This window comes from Rhizobium sp. NZLR8 (assembly GCF_019685025.1).
In the GTDB taxonomy this organism is placed as follows: domain Bacteria; phylum Pseudomonadota; class Alphaproteobacteria; order Rhizobiales; family Rhizobiaceae; genus Rhizobium.
In genome coordinates, this window is record NZ_JABDVY010000009.1 from 236,433 (window position 1) to 251,003 (window position 14,571).

Consider the following 14,571-nt stretch of genomic DNA (forward strand, 5'->3'; position numbering starts at 1 on the left):
GCCATGCTGAAATGGACCCGGTTCAACATCGCCTCCGTCACACTCGGTTTCGCCTTCCTTTATCTGCCGATCGTGCTTCTCGTCGTTTTCTCCTTCAACGAGTCGAAGCTCGTGACCGTCTGGGGCGGCTTCTCGACCAAATGGTATGCATCGCTGCTGACCAACGAGGCGCTGCTCGACGCGGCCTGGGTGACGCTTCGCGTCGCCCTGCTGTCGGCGACCTTCGCGACCATCCTCGGCACGATGGCGGCGCTGACGCTGGTGCGCTATACGCGCTTTCGCGGCCGCATGCTGTTTTCTGGCATGATCTACGCGCCGCTTGTCATGCCCGACGTCATCACCGGCCTGTCGCTGCTGCTGCTCTTCGTCGCGATCGGCTTCGACCGCGGCTTCTGGACGATCACGCTGGCCCATACGACGCTGACCATGTGCTTCGTCGCCGTCGTCGTGCAGTCGCGCCTCTTGAGTTTCGATCATTCGATCGAGGAAGCGGCGCAGGATCTCGGCGCGCCGCCGGTGCGCACCTTTTTCGAGATCACCTTGCCGATCATCGCGCCGGCGGTGCTCTCCGGCTGGATCCTTGCCTTCACCCTGTCGCTCGACGATCTGGTGATCGCAAGTTTCACCTCGGGGCCGGGCGCCACCACGCTGCCGATGCGAATCTACAGCCAGGTCCGCCTCGGCGTGACGCCGGAGATCAACGCTGTGTGCACGATCCTGATCGCCATCGTCGCGGTCGGCGTCATCTGCGCCTCGATCGTCACCAAGCGCCGGGAAATCCAGCGCCAGCGGGACGAGCGTGCGGCGGCTGCCGGCGCCTGATGATTCGAAGAAAACGGATTATTGCGCGTGCGGTGTGGCGCCGAGAAGCGGAACCGGCGAGATCACCGGGTTCGGCCATGAGCCGCCAATGAAGAACGGCAGAAGCGGCAGCTCTGCCGCCTTGGCCGGATCGGTCGAATCAAGCGATCCGGAAAGCGCCAGCCCATTCGACTGATAGGTGATGACCCCGGAAAGCGTCAGCGTCTCGGCCGTGCCGGCGATATGGACGTCGTGCATCTCGGCGGAGCCGTTGGCGAAATCGGCCTGAAGGTTCAGCTGGTTGAAAGCGAAGGCGCCGCCTGCTGCCGCGCTCAGCGGGAAGAACGGTTTTTCGGCTGCCTGCGTCCTCAGCGCTGCGGAATCGATGCCGGGTATCGTGCCTTCCTTTGTCCAGAAGTGCAGCCTGCCGGTGACGTCGGCTAGGCCGGTCGTCCAGATCGCCTTCGGCGACTGCAGGTCGAGATCGAGCGATCCTGTCGCCAGCGGCAGCGGCCCCTTCAGCTGCAGGCGCTCGGCAAGGGCTGCGAAGTCGGCATCGCGGATCGACAGCTGCAGCTTGCCGCCACCGTCGAAGTCGCGCTGGGTCGCTTCGAGATGCGCGGTCATCTCGCCGCCTTCGAACCGGCTGTCGCCGATATCGAATTTCGCTTCGCCGCCGGCAACGATCATGCTGGCGCCGACATCGGAAAGCTCGAAGAGACCCATCTGCGCACGCCGCGCCGAAAGCCTGACGTCGACATCGAGCAGCCGCAGCGGCCCGCTTATGCCGGCGGAGATTTCCTCCGCCTCGCCAGCGGCGAGCCTGAGCGCGAAGGCGTCGAGGAACGGCTTGAGGTTCATCTGGTCGAAGGCGAGCGTGCCGCCGATCTTCGGTCGTTTGCCGGGTTGGGTGAAAAGGTCCATCACCCCGGTGGCACTCGCTTCGTTGAGCGACAGGCTGAGATTGTTGAAGCGCAGCCCGTTGCCCGACGACATGATGTCGGATTCCAGCGAGGCGCTCTTCAGCGTTGCGATGCCGGGGATCGATTTGCCCGACCATGCCAGAAGCGCGGGCATATCGGGAATGCTGGCGGTGATATTGCCGGAAAGCGCCGAAAGGCTGGCGATGCTGGCAATCCCCTGGAAGTGCGCCGTCAGCAGGTTTGATGTGAGCGACGTCCGTGTCTCGGCATTCCTGCCGGCAAAGGCGAGCAGCGGCTGGCGCGAAGCGAAATCGACCTTCAGGTCCTCGCCATTGATGCGAGCGATGACGACCGCCGAGATGGCGCCGGATAGCCTCGGCCAGGCGATATCTGCGGTGACGCTGTCGAAATGATAGGCCTTGGCAGTCTTGATGTCGGTCACCGTGAGCGTGCCGTCTTCGACTGTCACCGCGCCGATCTCGGCATCGAGATCCGGATCGAGCACCTCAGCGCCGTTTTCGGTGCGCACGCCGCTGATTGCGCGGGCGAGCAGGCCGGCATAACTCCAGTCGATCAGCCCATTCTCGTCCCGCGTCAGCGCCAGGTTGGGGCGCAACAGGTGGAATTCGTGAAAGCTCGTCCGACCTCTCAGCGCGTCGATGAGGCTGAAATCGGCCGACAGGCTGTCAATGCTGCCGAGCAGCTTGTCGCCGCTTTTGCGCGGCTGGCGGATGGTGATCTGGTTGAGGGTGATGCGCGGCGTCGGCCAGAATTCCAGAACCGGACTACCTTTGATCTCGGCATGATAACCCGTCCATTTCGACAGCGCGTCCTCGATGCCCGAGCGCACGAAACCGGTCGAAATGAGATAGGGTGCGGCGACCCTCAACGCCACGAACAGCGCAAGCGCGATCAGCAGGAAGACTGTCGACAAACGGGCGAAGGCCGGAAGCCAGCGCGAAACGGGTCCGATCTTCCTGCGCCACCTGCGATGTCTTGACGTGCTCATGATCTCCGCCGGCAATTCAGCCGGTCATCCCGTTATGCGCTGATTTCGCGGATATAGGAAATATCAGGCATATGCAAATGCCCTACAGCGCCGCGCGTCTTTTCAGACGTGCAAAGGACGCTGTTGCACTTTGAGGCGACGCATCGTTCTTCTGCATGCATAGGCTGGGATCGCGTTGGTTCCGCACTTTATAATGCAATGCAGCATGATATAAGACGGCATTGGGGAGGAGGAATTGAATGCAGGATAATAGACCACTTTGGGTGCCCTCGGAGGATGCCGTTGCAAGAAGCCCGATCCATGCCTTCATGGAGCGCTGCAACGCCGATTTCGGGCTTTCGCTTTCCGGCTTTGAGGATCTGCATGCCTGGTCGGTGGCCGAGCGGGAGAATTTCTGGTCGACCGTCTGGGATTTCTGCGGCGTCAAGGGCGAACGCGGCGCAGAGGTGCTGGCCAATGGCGACCGCATGCTGGAGGCCCGCTTCTTTCCCAATGCGACGCTGAACTTCGCCGAGAACCTGCTGGCCGGCCGCGGCGAGGGCGACGCCATCGTCTTCCGCGGCGAAGACAAGGCCGAGGACCGCTGGTCGTGGGATCGGCTGCGCGCGCTGGTCTCGAAGCTGCAGCAGGCCTTTGCAGCACTTGGTATCGATAAAGGCGATCGCATCGCCGCGATGATGCCGAACATGCCGGAGACCGTCGCCGCCATGCTTGCCGCCGCCTCGATCGGCGCCATCTGGTCGTCGTGCTCTCCTGATTTCGGCGAGCAGGGTGTGCTCGACCGCTTCGGCCAGATCGGCCCCAGGCTGTTCATCGCCTGCGATGCCTATTGGTATTCCGGCAAGCTGCAGGACGTCGGCGCCAAGGTCGCCACGGTCGCCAAAAGCTTGGGTGTGCCCACGGTCGTCGTCCACTATGCCGGTGATGCCGAGGCGGTGACCCTCAAAACGCCCGGTGCCTCGACGCTGGAAGCCTTTGTCGCGCCCTATGAGGCAAGGGAGGTCGAGTTCACGCCGCTTGCCTTTTCCCATCCGCTCTACATCCTGTTTTCCTCAGGCACGACAGGCGTGCCGAAATGCATCGTGCATTCGGCCGGCGGCACGCTGTTGCAGCACCTCAAGGAGCAGCGGCTGCACTGCGGCCTGGAGGCGGGCGAGAAGCTGTTCTACTTCACCACCTGCGGCTGGATGATGTGGAACTGGCTGGTCAGCGGCCTTGCCAGCGGCGCCACGCTCTGCCTGTTCGACGGCTCGCCCTTTGCGCCCGATGGCAACGTGCTTTTCGACTATGCCGAGGCCGAAAAATTTGCGATCTTCGGCACCTCGGCGAAATATATCGATGCGGTGCGCAAAAGCGGGCTGACGCCGCGCAAAAGCCACGACCTCTCCAGCCTGCGGCTGATGACCTCCACCGGTTCGCCGCTGTCGCCTGAGGGATTCACCTTCGTTTACGAGGGCATCAAGGAGGATGTGCAGCTTGCCTCGATCTCCGGCGGCACCGATATCGTCTCCTGCTTCGTGCTCGGCAATCCGCTGCAGCCGGTCTGGCGCGGCGAGATCCAGGGGGCCGGCCTCGGCCTTGCGGTCGATGTCTGGAACGATGATGGCAGACCGGTGCGCGGCGAGAAGGGGGAGCTCGTCTGCACCAAAGCCTTCCCATCGATGCCGGTGATGTTCTGGAATGATCCCGACGGCGCCAAGTATCGCGCCGCCTATTTCGAGCGGTTCGACAATGTCTGGTGCCACGGCGATTTTGCCGAATGGACGGAGCATGGCGGCCTGATCATCCATGGCCGTTCGGATGCGACGCTCAATCCCGGCGGCGTGCGCATCGGCACCGCCGAGATCTACAATCAGGTCGAGCAGATGGACGAGGTGGCCGAGGCGCTCTGCATCGGCCAGGAGTGGGACGACGATGTGCGCGTCATCCTCTTCGTTCGCCTTGCCACCGGTGTGGCGCTGACCGAGGATCTGGTCAAGGCGATCAAGACGCGTATTCGCACCGGAGCCTCGCCGCGGCACGTGCCGGCGAAGATCATCGCGGTCGCCGATATTCCCCGCACCAAATCCGGCAAGATCGTCGAGCTTGCGGTGCGCGAGGTCGTCCACAACAGGCCGGTGAAAAACCAGGAAGCGCTCGCCAATCCCGAGACGTTGCAGCTCTTCGCGGGGTTGGAGGAACTCAAGGATTGATGGCGGATCGGAAGTTACAAGCTTTTGTCACTTATCCATGCACTGTCATGGAAACCTTTCGTTAAGAAAGGTTTGTCAAATCTAAAAGCCAACTTGGGGGCCGTAAATGAACGAGGCGGCCTGGAGCCTTCCGGCTTTCGATGATGGTGATCGACTGAGCTCTTGTTGAACAGCACCAAATTCAAAGGCAGCCCTCGGCTGCCTTTTCTTTATGCCGAGCGCTTCCTCTTTATCGCGATCAACCTGCCAGCACGCGCTGCGACGGGAAGGTGATTTCGACGAGCGTGCCCTCGTTCGGCGCCGAATTGATCGAGAACACCGCCCGGTTGGCATCGACCATCGCCTTGGTCAGCGGCAGGCCGAGCCCGGTGCCGTCTCCGCGATGGCGCGATTGAGTCGAGGAAACCTGCCGGAACGGCTTCATCGCCTGGTCGAGTTCGCTGCGCGTCATGCCGATGCCGGTATCGCGGACTCTGAGCACGACGCTGCCATTGGCCTCATAGGATGTGGAAACGACGATCTGCCCGCCTGATGGGGTGAAGCGGATGGCGTTCGACAGGATGTTGAGCGCGATCTGCTTAATCGAGCGCAGATCCGCCACGACCTCTGGCACCGCATGCGACAGCGCCGTGCGGATGATGACACGCTGGCCGTTTGCCTGCGGCTGGACCAGCGCCACGGCCTCGGCGACCGCCTCGTTGAGGCCGACGGCGGCAAAATCGAGATCCATCTCGCCCGCCTCGATCTTCGAAATGTCGAGCAGGTCATTGACGATATCGAGAACGTGCCGGCCGGAACGGCCGATGTCGTTGGCATATTCGATATAGCGCGGATGGCCGATCGGCCCGAAGCGCTCGCCGGCCATCATGTCGGAAAAGCCGATGATGGCGTTGAGCGGCGTGCGGATCTCGTGGCTGACGCGGGCAAGGAAATCGGTCTTGTGGGCGTTGGCGGTTTCGGCCGCACCCTTGGCGTTGCGCAGCTCGTCCTCGGTGCGCTTCCACTGGGTGATGTCGCGGATGACGGCGCAATAGCCGTTGGAGGAGGTGAGCTGGCCCATCGTCATGAACAACGGCACGAAGCCGCCGGCGGCCTCGCGGCCGATCACTTCGCGCCCGTCGTTCAACACACTGGCGACGCCATGGCCGGAGAGTCCATGGAGATAGTCGAGCACTGCCTTCTGGCTCTCATGGGCAAACAGCATAACGAAGGGTTTGCCGCGCGTCTCCTGCTCATCGTAATTGAAGAGCGCGCTCGCCGACCGGTTCATCGAGCGGATATCGCCCTCCGTGCCGATGACGACGACGCCGTCGGTCGCCGTTTCCAGGATCGAGCGCAGTTCCTCTACCTCGACCTGAAGCTTGGCGACCTTTTCGACCATCCGCTCGGGACGCGCTTCGGACCGGGCTTCGGATCGGCCCTCAGAGCGATTTGTCTCGCTGCGGCTATCATCCTTGCCTTCCACCGGCATCAGCGCCAGCATCAGGGCATTGGCGTCTTCCCAGCGCACCGATTGCAGCCGCGCCGTCACCGGAACCAGGCTGTCGTCGGCCTTGACCAGCATCATTGTGCCGGAGCCTGCGGCCTTTTCCTCGAGTTCGCGGCGCTGCAGCAGGGCTTCGATGCCGCCAACCTCGCGCAATGCGTCGAGCGTCGCATAGCCGGTCAGCCGCATGAATTCCGGATTGGCATGGATCAGCGCATCGCCGACATGGATGAGCACGGCAACCGGCAGCTGGTCGACCGTTCCCAGCGAAAGCCCGTCGGTCATCTTGATGCGCGGCGGGATGAAGCTCGTCAGGACCTCGATCTGGCTGACCGTCTCCTCCAGCCCTTCCGTCGCCTCGTCCTCGGTTAAGACTTCAGGCTCCTCGGCGGCGCCGTCGTCGTCGCCCGCCGCGTCGTCGGCATTCTCGAAAATCGCTTCCTGCGGCGCGATCTCCTCGAGCGACGGCACTTCCGTCTCGTTGGCAACGGGTGTTTCGGCCGCGAGGTCTTCCGATTCGGGAGCCTCTTCGAAGCTGGCCGTTTCCGTCACGGGTTCGATCGGTGCCGGCGCAGCAGCTTCATCCTTGCTGGCGCCGAAGGCCTCGAGACGCTTGGCGATCTCGCGGAAATTGGCCTGCTCGGCGGCCGTCAGTCCGGCGCTGCTGTTATGAAGCTGAACGATCTTGTCGGAGAAACGGCGATTGGGCGTTTCCGAAATGCGAAGCGCCGGCGGCTCGTCCGATGTTTCCGCTTCCGGTTCGGCGGCGGAGATATCACGGGCATCGGCACTATCGCCTGCTGCTTGCGAAACACTTTCCTGGAAAACCGGCTCGCCAGATGCCTGCTCGCCTGACTCCTGCTCAATGGACGCCTGCTCGGTGGCAATCTCTTCCGGCGCGGGCTCAGTCTCCGTCTCCGGCTCGGTTGCCGCAAACGCCTGGTCCTCGACCTCATCCGTCAGGACCGGTTCGATTACGGCCTCTTCCTGCACTGCCGGCACTGCGTGTTCCACCTCGGCAATGGTCTCGGACACCGGGCCGAGGCTTGCCGCATCATGGCCGATACCGTCTGGGCCGAGCGTCAGGCCGAGTGCCAGCGGATCTTCCTGCGCATCGGAAAGCCGGACGACGCCGAAGCCGCGGAAACCGTCGAAGTCGCGGTTGCGGGTATAGGTCGGCAGCGCCGCCAGATCGACCGGAACAACGAGGCTGGTGCCTTCGACCGGCCAGAGGATCGTTTTGCCTGACCATGTGTCGCGGCGGGCGAGCGCCTCTGCAAGCTTGCCATCGGGATCGAGATTGAAGAGGGCGGCGACATCGCCGAAGGCAGAACCGATAATGTCGGATGCATGCGGACCGACGGCATCGGCAAATTCGTGGCTGACCTCGTTGAAACGGCCCTCTGCATCGATCTTCCAGACGAAGCGCGTGGCGCGGCTGTTCGGCCTGAAAACGAAGCCGGGTTCAGCTGCAAGCTCGGGGACGGGGGAGGGGGCCACAGGCATTGCAATGACGGGCTCTTCGTGAACCGCTTCCGGCCCCTCTCCGACAGGCGCTTCGATGTCTTCGACAGGCGCTTCCGCCGTTGCCGCTGTTTCCACCGTCTCCGTGACGGAGGCCAGGTCGTCCTCGATGATGGAGGCAGGCTCGTTGGCTTCATCCGCGCTGCTGTCGATCACGCCGCCGTCGCACTCCGGCTCCGCATGCCCGGCGAGATCGGTCTCCTCAACCACCTCGTCTGCGGATGCCGCTGCGGTCTCTGCCGGCAGATCATTTTCACCGGTGATTTCCTCGAGCGTTTCCTCGACTTCCTCAATCCCCGACACCGCCTCGATGATTTCGGTAAAGCCTGCGGCGGCAACCGGCTCGTCGTGGAGCTGTTCGGCCGGTGACACGCTATCTTCCTGCGCCGGCGCATCGATCGGTTCGGGCGCCGCGGGTGTGTCGATTGGGTCGAGATGGCCGATCGCGGTCTCCACCGCAAAGAGCAGATTGAGCGCCGGCTCGTCGCTGAGCTTGCCGACTGCTGCCGGAAGATTGCCTCTGCCTGTGGCGACGGGTCGCTTCACCAGCCGGTCGGGATGCGCGCCGGCAAGGTTAATCAAGGTCTTTGCCGTCTGCTCGGAAATCCCGAGCGAGGCAAAACCTGGCGAGGCGGCGATGACGTCGCCGTTGGCGCCGATCACCGCCATATGCGTGTCGGGATCATCAAGCCCCTGCAGCATCTGGGCCGCCGAGGCGCTGGCTGCGAGCGGCTTTGCCGAGACCGGCACCGAAAACAGCATGGCCTTTTCGCCTGAGGAAAGCCGGATCAGTTCGGCCGCCGCCTGCACCTGCACGCGCTGGAAGCCCTTGGCAACGCGGATCATCAGGCTTCTGGAGTCACCGATATCGGCAAGTTGGCGCGCGGCCGTTTCCAGCTGGCGGAAGGTAATGTCGCTGCGGTCGACGCCCTGGTCGAGCAGATCATAGACGGCCGAATGGCCGAATAGTTCGGCGCCGGCACCGTTCGCCCAGAGCAGGCGGGCAAGATCGGCCGAAAACAGCACCATCGCCTCGCCGCGTGAAAATCGTTCCCGCACCCGCGCATGCACGGCGATATCGATGAACGGATATTGGACTGCGGGCATGATCAAACCTTGTCGCTGTCGGCCTTCTTAAATTAACGGCTTATTAATAACTGCAGGGCGCATGCGGGTCCAGAAGAGGAGGGGGTTTTCGGCCGGCAAGGTTAACGTCTTGTGCATTGCACAATAAATGTTGCAATGCACAATGGAATGTCTTATATAAGCATCATCCCAACTATTGCAGGCAGCGACTGCCTCAGCCCAAAGGATGCGACCCATGGCTACCATAAAGACCGACGACGTTTTTTCAATCGCTTCTTTCGACCCGTCCAAGTTCTCGGAATCCTTCCGTGAATTCGCCGAAAAGGGCGCTCAGCAGTCGAAGGACGCCTATGCCAAGCTGAAGACCGCTGGCGAAGAAGCCGGCAGGACGCTCGAAGCCACCGTACAGACCGCGCAGGCCGGCACCGTCGAGATCGGCCTGAAGGCGATCGACGTTCTGCGGATCAATGCCGAGAACTCGCTGTCGCACATGGAAGCGCTGCTCGGCGTCAAGTCCGTCGCAGAATTCTTCGAGCTGCAGACCTCGTTCATCCGCAAGCAGGCCGAGCTCACCGTCGAGCAGGCGAAGTCGATGCAGGAAACCACCAAGCAGGTGGCCGAAAAGCTGGCAAAGCCCTCCAAGGAAGCGGCCGAAAAGGCCATGGCTTCTTTCAAGGTTGCCTGATCGGTCTTGACCGGTCGAAGACAAAAGGCTGGACCCCGCGTCCAGCCTTTTTCTATATTGACGAGGAATGGGGCTTGAATTCATCGCCAAGTCCTCGTATGTGACCCCCGTCGCGCCAAGCGCGATTTATGCGGTTGTAGCTCAGTTGGTTAGAGCGCAGGTTTGTGGCACCTGAGGTCGGAGGTTCGAGACCCCCCAACCGTACCATCTCCCCCACACGATCAGAACGAAAACCCAGTTCCCGCCGTTTCGATGGAACCCATCCCATCTCGCGCCGTTCTCCAAGTTAACGGGAGAATATGCATGTCGAAAACCCTTCTCTACGGCGCGACCAAAATCGACGAGACCAACAGCGCTTATGCGCCGGTCGAAAGCCTTGCTGCCTTCCAGTGGAAGAACCGCGTCTTCGTTGTTTTCGCCGACAAGGGCAATGCCCGCGCCGCCCGCCAGGAAAACCAGTTGTTGGCCGACCGCTCAGCCCTCGACGAGCGGGATCTGGTGGTGCTCAAGATATCCGGCGCGGGTGTCCGGCCGCTCTTCGGTGACGCGGATGGTCTTGAAGGCGAAGCGATCCGCCGCGATTTCGAGGTGGCGGAGATCGGGGAATTCGCCGCCTTCCTTGTCGGCAAGGACGGCACCGTGAAGCTCAAGCTCAGCGAGCCGATCACCGCCGGCGAGCTTTTCGCCATCATCGACAGCATGCCGATGCGCGCTGCCGAACCGCTGAAGCCGGACAGATAACCCGGCCGAACGTGAGCTTAATCGAACATTATGAAAAGGGAGGCGGTCATGTCCGTGCCCAACGAACCCATTCCTGATCAGCCGCCGATGCCGGCACCCGGCTGGAAGCCGATGCCGCCGATCACCGAGCCCGAGCCGGACAGGCTTCCCCACGAGGCACCCGTTCCCAATCCCGATGAGAACGACGAGCCGGCAAAGCACGTTGGCGGTCTTTAAAGAAAGATCTGCCGTTCGGCGCTGACCAGTTCCTGCAGGAAGTCGACGACGCTCCTGACGCGTACGAGGTCGCGCGCCGTTTCGTGATAGGTCGTCCAATAGGCGCGCCGGATCGAAACGTCCGGCAGGATGCGCTGCAGCTCCGGATACTGCCGGGCAATATAATCGTGCAGGATGCCGATGCCGGCGCCGGATCGCACCGCCTCCGTCTGCCCGATCGCCGTCGAGATTTCGAAGCTCGCATCCCAGCTTCGCATCACCTCGCCGGAGAAATTCAGCGAGGCGGTGAAGATCAGATCTTCGACGTAACCGATGCGCGGATGCGCCTTCAGCGCGTCGATATCACCGGGCGTGCCCCTGGAGGCGAGATAGTCGCGCGAGGCATAGAGGCCGAGCGTGTAGTCGGTGAGCTTGGAGGAGACGAGCCGCCCCTGTTCGGGCCGTTCCAGCGTTATCGCGATATCGGCCTCGCGCTGAGACAGCGAAAAGGAGCGCGGCACCGGTACAAGCTGGATCTTCAGCGCCGGATGGCGCTCGATCAGCCGGCCCATGCGCGGCGCAAGAAAGGAAACACCGAACCCATCCGGCGCGCCGACGCGCACCGTCCCGGCGATCGCCGTATCGGTGTGGCCGAGCTTGGCCTGCGCAGCGAGCATTTCCGTTTCCATCCGCTCTGCCGATGCCAGGAACACTTCGCCTTCGGCCGTCAACTCGCAGCCATTGGTGCGACGGATGAAAAGCCGGGTCTTCAGCGCCTCTTCCAGCGACGTCAGTCGACGCGAGAGCGTGGCGTGGTTGAGCCCCAGCCGCTTGGAGGCGGCAAGGATCTGCCCGGTGCGGGCGACCGCGAGGAAAATCCGGACATCGTCCCAGTTCATGGCTTGGCCCGCATTGCGATCGGATCGACCTCGATCAGCGTCAGCGATGTCACCATGCCGGCCGTCGCGGTCTTGTATTTGAGGAAATGCGGTGTTTGCAGATGGGCCTCGTAGGCCTGCTGGTCGGCATAGACCTCGAGAATTCGGATCCGGTTTGGATTGTCCCTGATGGAAACAGCGCTGAGCGAAATTACGCCGTCTTCCAGCGCGACGGAGGCCTCGATTTCTTCGGTGAGCAATACGCGGTAGGCTTCCAGCATGTCCGGATCGATCTCCAGCTCTGCCATTCTGACGACAGGTTCCCGGCGCATCGGTTTTGTCCTCCCCTCGGGTTTGACTTGTCCGCACACCGTTCCAAGTTCGGAGCAGCAGCGTCGCACATAACGGCAGAGCTATAATATACGCACAACGGTTACTTATATCAGCGCATTGATTTGTGCAAATTGAAGTGCGATTGTGGGTCATCCAAAAACAGGAGGAACATCCCATGCATGAGATCGGTCATTTCATCGGCGGCAAGCAGGTTGCCGGCACCAGCGGCCGCGTCAGCAATGTCTACAATCCGGCAACGGGCGAAGTGCAGGCGACGGTCGCACTCGCAAGCGCCGAGGAATTGCGCGCCGCCGTCGAAAACGCCAAGGCTGCGCAGCCGAAATGGGCCGCCACCAATCCGCAGCGCCGCGCCCGCGTCTTCTTCAAGTTCGTCGAACTCCTGAACAAACACATGGACGAGCTTGCCGAAATGCTCTCCAGGGAGCACGGCAAAACGATCGAGGATGCCAAGGGCGACGTCATCCGCGGCCTCGAAGTCTGCGAATTCGTCTGCGGCATTCCGCATCTCTCCAAGGGTGAGTTCACCGAGGGTGCCGGGCCGGCGATCGACATGTATTCGATCCGCCAGCCGGTCGGCATCGGCGCCGGCATCACCCCCTTCAATTTCCCCGGCATGATCCCGATGTGGATGTTTGCGCCGGCGATTGCCTGCGGCAACGCCTTCATCCTGAAGCCCTCCGAGCGTGATCCTTCCCTGCCGATCCGTCTTGCCGAACTGATGATCGAGGCCGGCCTGCCGGCCGGCATCCTCAATGTCGTCAATGGCGACAAGGGTGCCGTCGATGCGATCCTCAGCGATCCGGATATCGGCGCCGTCTCCTTCGTCGGCTCGACGCCGATTGCCCGCTACGTCTACGGCACTGCGGCGATGAACGGCAAGCGCGCCCAGTGCTTCGGCGGCGCCAAGAACCACATGATCATCATGCCGGACGCCGATATGGATCAGGCGGTCAACGCGCTGATGGGCGCAGGCTACGGCTCGGCCGGCGAGCGCTGCATGGCGATCTCGGTTGCCGTTCCGGTCGGCGAGGACACCGCCAACCGCCTCGTGGAAAAGCTGATCCCGAAGATCGAATCGCTGCGCATCGGCCCCTACACCGACGACCAGGCCGACTTGGGCCCGCTCGTCACCAAGGACGCTTATAACCGTGTTCGCGGCCTTATCGACCGCGGCGTCGAGGAAGGCGCCAAGCTCCTCGTCGACGGCCGCGATTTCAAGCTCCAGGGTTATGAAGACGGCTACTTCGTCGGCGGCTGCCTGTTCGATCACGTCACGCCCGAGATGGACATCTACAAGACCGAGATTTTTGGACCGGTTCTCTCCGTCGTTCGCGCCCAGAACTACGAGGAGGCGCTGTCGCTGCCGATGAAGCACGAATACGGCAACGGCGTCGCGATCTACACCCGTGACGGCGATGCCGCCCGCGATTTCGCCTCGCGCATCAATATCGGCATGATCGGTATCAACGTTCCGATCCCGGTTCCGCTCGCCTATCACTCCTTCGGCGGCTGGAAGGCCTCGAGCTTCGGCGACCTCAACCAGCACGGCACGGATTCGATCAAGTTCTGGACGAAGACCAAGACCGTCACCGCCCGCTGGCCCTCCGGCATCAAGAGCGGCGCCGAATTCGTCATGCCGACGATGAGGTGACCTGACCGATAGATCGATCTGCAATTCGGGGGCCTTTTTGGCCCCCGTTTTGTTCGATCTGTTGGGATTGAAATTTGGCACCCAATCCGGAGCAGGATTCGACGTCGCGGCAAATGGCCTCATAAGCTGAATGCAAATTTCATATTTTGGAATTGTTCAAAACTACCAAACCGCCTATATAGGTCCGAACAGGCACGAGTCAGGAGATCGGCATGCGGTTGACGAAGCAGACCAACTATGCGGTTCGCATGTTGATGTATTGTGCTGCCAATGACGGGCACCTAAGCCGGATTCCAGAAATCGCCAGGGCTTACGGCGTTTCCGAACTGTTTCTTTTCAAGATCCTCCAGCCGCTGAACAAGGCGGGCCTGGTCGAAACCGTGCGCGGTCGCAATGGCGGCGTGCGCTTGGGTAAGCCGGCGGCAGACATTACGCTCTTCGACGTCGTTCGGGTGACGGAAGACAGTTTCGCCATGGCCGAATGCTTCGAGGATGACGGTGTTGTCGAATGCCCGCTGGTCGACAGCTGCGGCCTGAATTCGGCGCTGCGCAAGGCGCTCAATGCCTTCTTCGCCGTGCTTTCGGAATATTCCATCGATGACCTCGTCAAGGCGCGTCCGCAGATCAATTTCCTGCTCGGAATTACCGGCGAGCGGCCATATCGCAAACCTGCGATCATTGCACCCGCCGCCTGAATTTAAAGAGCAGGACAGAGTTGTGAAACCGCGGTTGCCCCGGCAATCGCGGTTTTTCATTTTGGTGCGTCTCACCGGCTCGCAAGAGATAAACATCCTCGCGTGGGGAGCGAATCCGATCGATCGCGACACGCTTAAGAGGCGCAATTATCCAAAATACGACGAAATTCGGGATATTTTTATCCGAATATTTCCGAATGAGGCTGATTTTAGACGGAAAATTTCTAACATTGTCCAACTGGAAAAATTTTCTCCGTAGCCCGTTGCTTTCAGTAGATAAATGTCGTTCCATCGACCGTCGACCGGGATGCCAATCTGCGGTCTCCAGACATCAAAAAAGAACAACCGGGA

The 14,571-nt window shown here is 61.7% G+C and carries 11 protein-coding genes and 1 tRNA gene; 8 read left to right on the top strand and 4 right to left on the bottom strand.

The features are described from left to right. The first annotated feature begins 3 nt into the window (after positions 1–3). A complete protein-coding gene (locus HJB89_RS20810) occupies positions 4–822 on the top strand; it encodes an ABC transporter permease (RefSeq protein WP_207582992.1) in 819 nt (272 codons plus the stop codon). An 18-nt stretch (positions 823–840) separates the two neighbouring features. Here HJB89_RS20810 and HJB89_RS20815 read toward each other — a convergent pair whose 3' ends face one another. Next, on the bottom strand, positions 841–2,733 hold the full coding sequence (locus HJB89_RS20815) for an AsmA-like C-terminal region-containing protein (protein ID WP_221150476.1): 1,893 nt from the start codon (positions 2,731–2,733) through the stop codon (positions 841–843). A 239-nt stretch (positions 2,734–2,972) separates the two neighbouring features. Between HJB89_RS20815 and HJB89_RS20820 the strand changes: the two genes are divergently transcribed. Then, entirely contained in the window at positions 2,973–4,925 is a 1,953-nt protein-coding gene (locus HJB89_RS20820; RefSeq protein WP_221150477.1) for an acetoacetate--CoA ligase, read from the top strand. A 238-nt stretch (positions 4,926–5,163) separates the two neighbouring features. Here the strand turns inward: HJB89_RS20820 and HJB89_RS20825 are convergent, their stop codons facing one another. Beyond that, the gene (locus tag HJB89_RS20825) at positions 5,164–9,042 is read right to left on the bottom strand and encodes a PAS domain-containing sensor histidine kinase (RefSeq protein WP_221150478.1); all 3,879 of its coding nucleotides are present in this window, start codon (positions 9,040–9,042) and stop codon (positions 5,164–5,166) included. 214 nt (positions 9,043–9,256) lie between these two features. Here HJB89_RS20825 and HJB89_RS20830 point away from each other — a divergent pair, with 214 nt between their 5' ends. From HJB89_RS20830 to HJB89_RS20845, 4 genes are all read left to right on the top strand, one after another. Beyond that, entirely contained in the window at positions 9,257–9,706 is a 450-nt protein-coding gene (locus HJB89_RS20830; protein ID WP_221150479.1) for a phasin, read from the top strand. A gap of 130 nt (positions 9,707–9,836) precedes the next feature. Beyond that, a tRNA-His gene (locus HJB89_RS20835) sits at positions 9,837–9,913 on the top strand. 96 nt (positions 9,914–10,009) lie between these two features. After that, positions 10,010–10,447, top strand: coding sequence for a DUF4174 domain-containing protein (locus HJB89_RS20840; RefSeq protein WP_221150480.1), 438 nt, complete (start codon positions 10,010–10,012; stop codon positions 10,445–10,447). Positions 10,448–10,495: 48 nt separating this feature from the next. Continuing rightward, a complete protein-coding gene (locus HJB89_RS20845; RefSeq protein ID WP_221150481.1) occupies positions 10,496–10,663 on the top strand; it encodes a hypothetical protein in 168 nt (55 codons plus the stop codon). Here the strand turns inward: HJB89_RS20845 and HJB89_RS20850 are convergent. Next, entirely contained in the window at positions 10,660–11,541 is an 882-nt protein-coding gene (locus tag HJB89_RS20850) for a LysR family transcriptional regulator (protein WP_207582999.1), read from the bottom strand. The genes HJB89_RS20845 and HJB89_RS20850 overlap by 4 nt on opposite strands. Further along, the gene (locus HJB89_RS20855) at positions 11,538–11,852 is read right to left on the bottom strand and encodes a putative quinol monooxygenase (protein ID WP_207583000.1); all 315 of its coding nucleotides are present in this window, start codon (positions 11,850–11,852) and stop codon (positions 11,538–11,540) included. The genes HJB89_RS20850 and HJB89_RS20855 overlap by 4 nt, the downstream gene beginning before the upstream one ends. Positions 11,853–12,028: 176 nt before the next feature. Here HJB89_RS20855 and HJB89_RS20860 point away from each other — a divergent pair, with 176 nt between their 5' ends. Both HJB89_RS20860 and rirA read left to right on the top strand, forming a co-directional pair. Then, a complete protein-coding gene (locus HJB89_RS20860) occupies positions 12,029–13,525 on the top strand; it encodes a CoA-acylating methylmalonate-semialdehyde dehydrogenase (protein ID WP_207583001.1) in 1,497 nt (498 codons plus the stop codon). Positions 13,526–13,737: 212 nt separating this feature from the next. Next, complete coding sequence (rirA, locus tag HJB89_RS20865) at positions 13,738–14,220, top strand: iron-responsive transcriptional regulator RirA (RefSeq protein WP_207583002.1); 483 nt, start codon at positions 13,738–13,740, stop codon at positions 14,218–14,220. Positions 14,221–14,571: the final 351 nt, after the last annotated feature.

What these genes read in the sequence shown, in the direction of transcription:
- rirA (WP_207583002.1), top strand. Translation starts at nt 13,738, where the DNA reads ATGCGGTTGACGAAGCAGACCAACTATGCGGTTCGCATGTTGATGTAT.
- HJB89_RS20860 (WP_207583001.1), top strand. Translation starts at nt 12,029, where the DNA reads ATGCATGAGATCGGTCATTTCATCGGCGGCAAGCAGGTTGCCGGCACC.
- HJB89_RS20830 (WP_221150479.1), top strand. Translation starts at nt 9,257, where the DNA reads ATGGCTACCATAAAGACCGACGACGTTTTTTCAATCGCTTCTTTCGAC.
- HJB89_RS20825 (WP_221150478.1), bottom strand. Translation starts at nt 9,042, where the DNA reads ATGCCCGCAGTCCAATATCCGTTCATCGATATCGCCGTGCATGCGCGG.
- HJB89_RS20855 (WP_207583000.1), bottom strand. Translation starts at nt 11,852, where the DNA reads ATGCGCCGGGAACCTGTCGTCAGAATGGCAGAGCTGGAGATCGATCCG.
- HJB89_RS20810 (WP_207582992.1), top strand. Translation starts at nt 4, where the DNA reads ATGCTGAAATGGACCCGGTTCAACATCGCCTCCGTCACACTCGGTTTC.
- HJB89_RS20840 (WP_221150480.1), top strand. Translation starts at nt 10,010, where the DNA reads ATGTCGAAAACCCTTCTCTACGGCGCGACCAAAATCGACGAGACCAAC.
- HJB89_RS20845 (WP_221150481.1), top strand. Translation starts at nt 10,496, where the DNA reads ATGTCCGTGCCCAACGAACCCATTCCTGATCAGCCGCCGATGCCGGCA.
- HJB89_RS20815 (WP_221150476.1), bottom strand. Translation starts at nt 2,733, where the DNA reads ATGAGCACGTCAAGACATCGCAGGTGGCGCAGGAAGATCGGACCCGTT.
- HJB89_RS20820 (WP_221150477.1), top strand. Translation starts at nt 2,973, where the DNA reads ATGCAGGATAATAGACCACTTTGGGTGCCCTCGGAGGATGCCGTTGCA.
- HJB89_RS20850 (WP_207582999.1), bottom strand. Translation starts at nt 11,541, where the DNA reads ATGAACTGGGACGATGTCCGGATTTTCCTCGCGGTCGCCCGCACCGGG.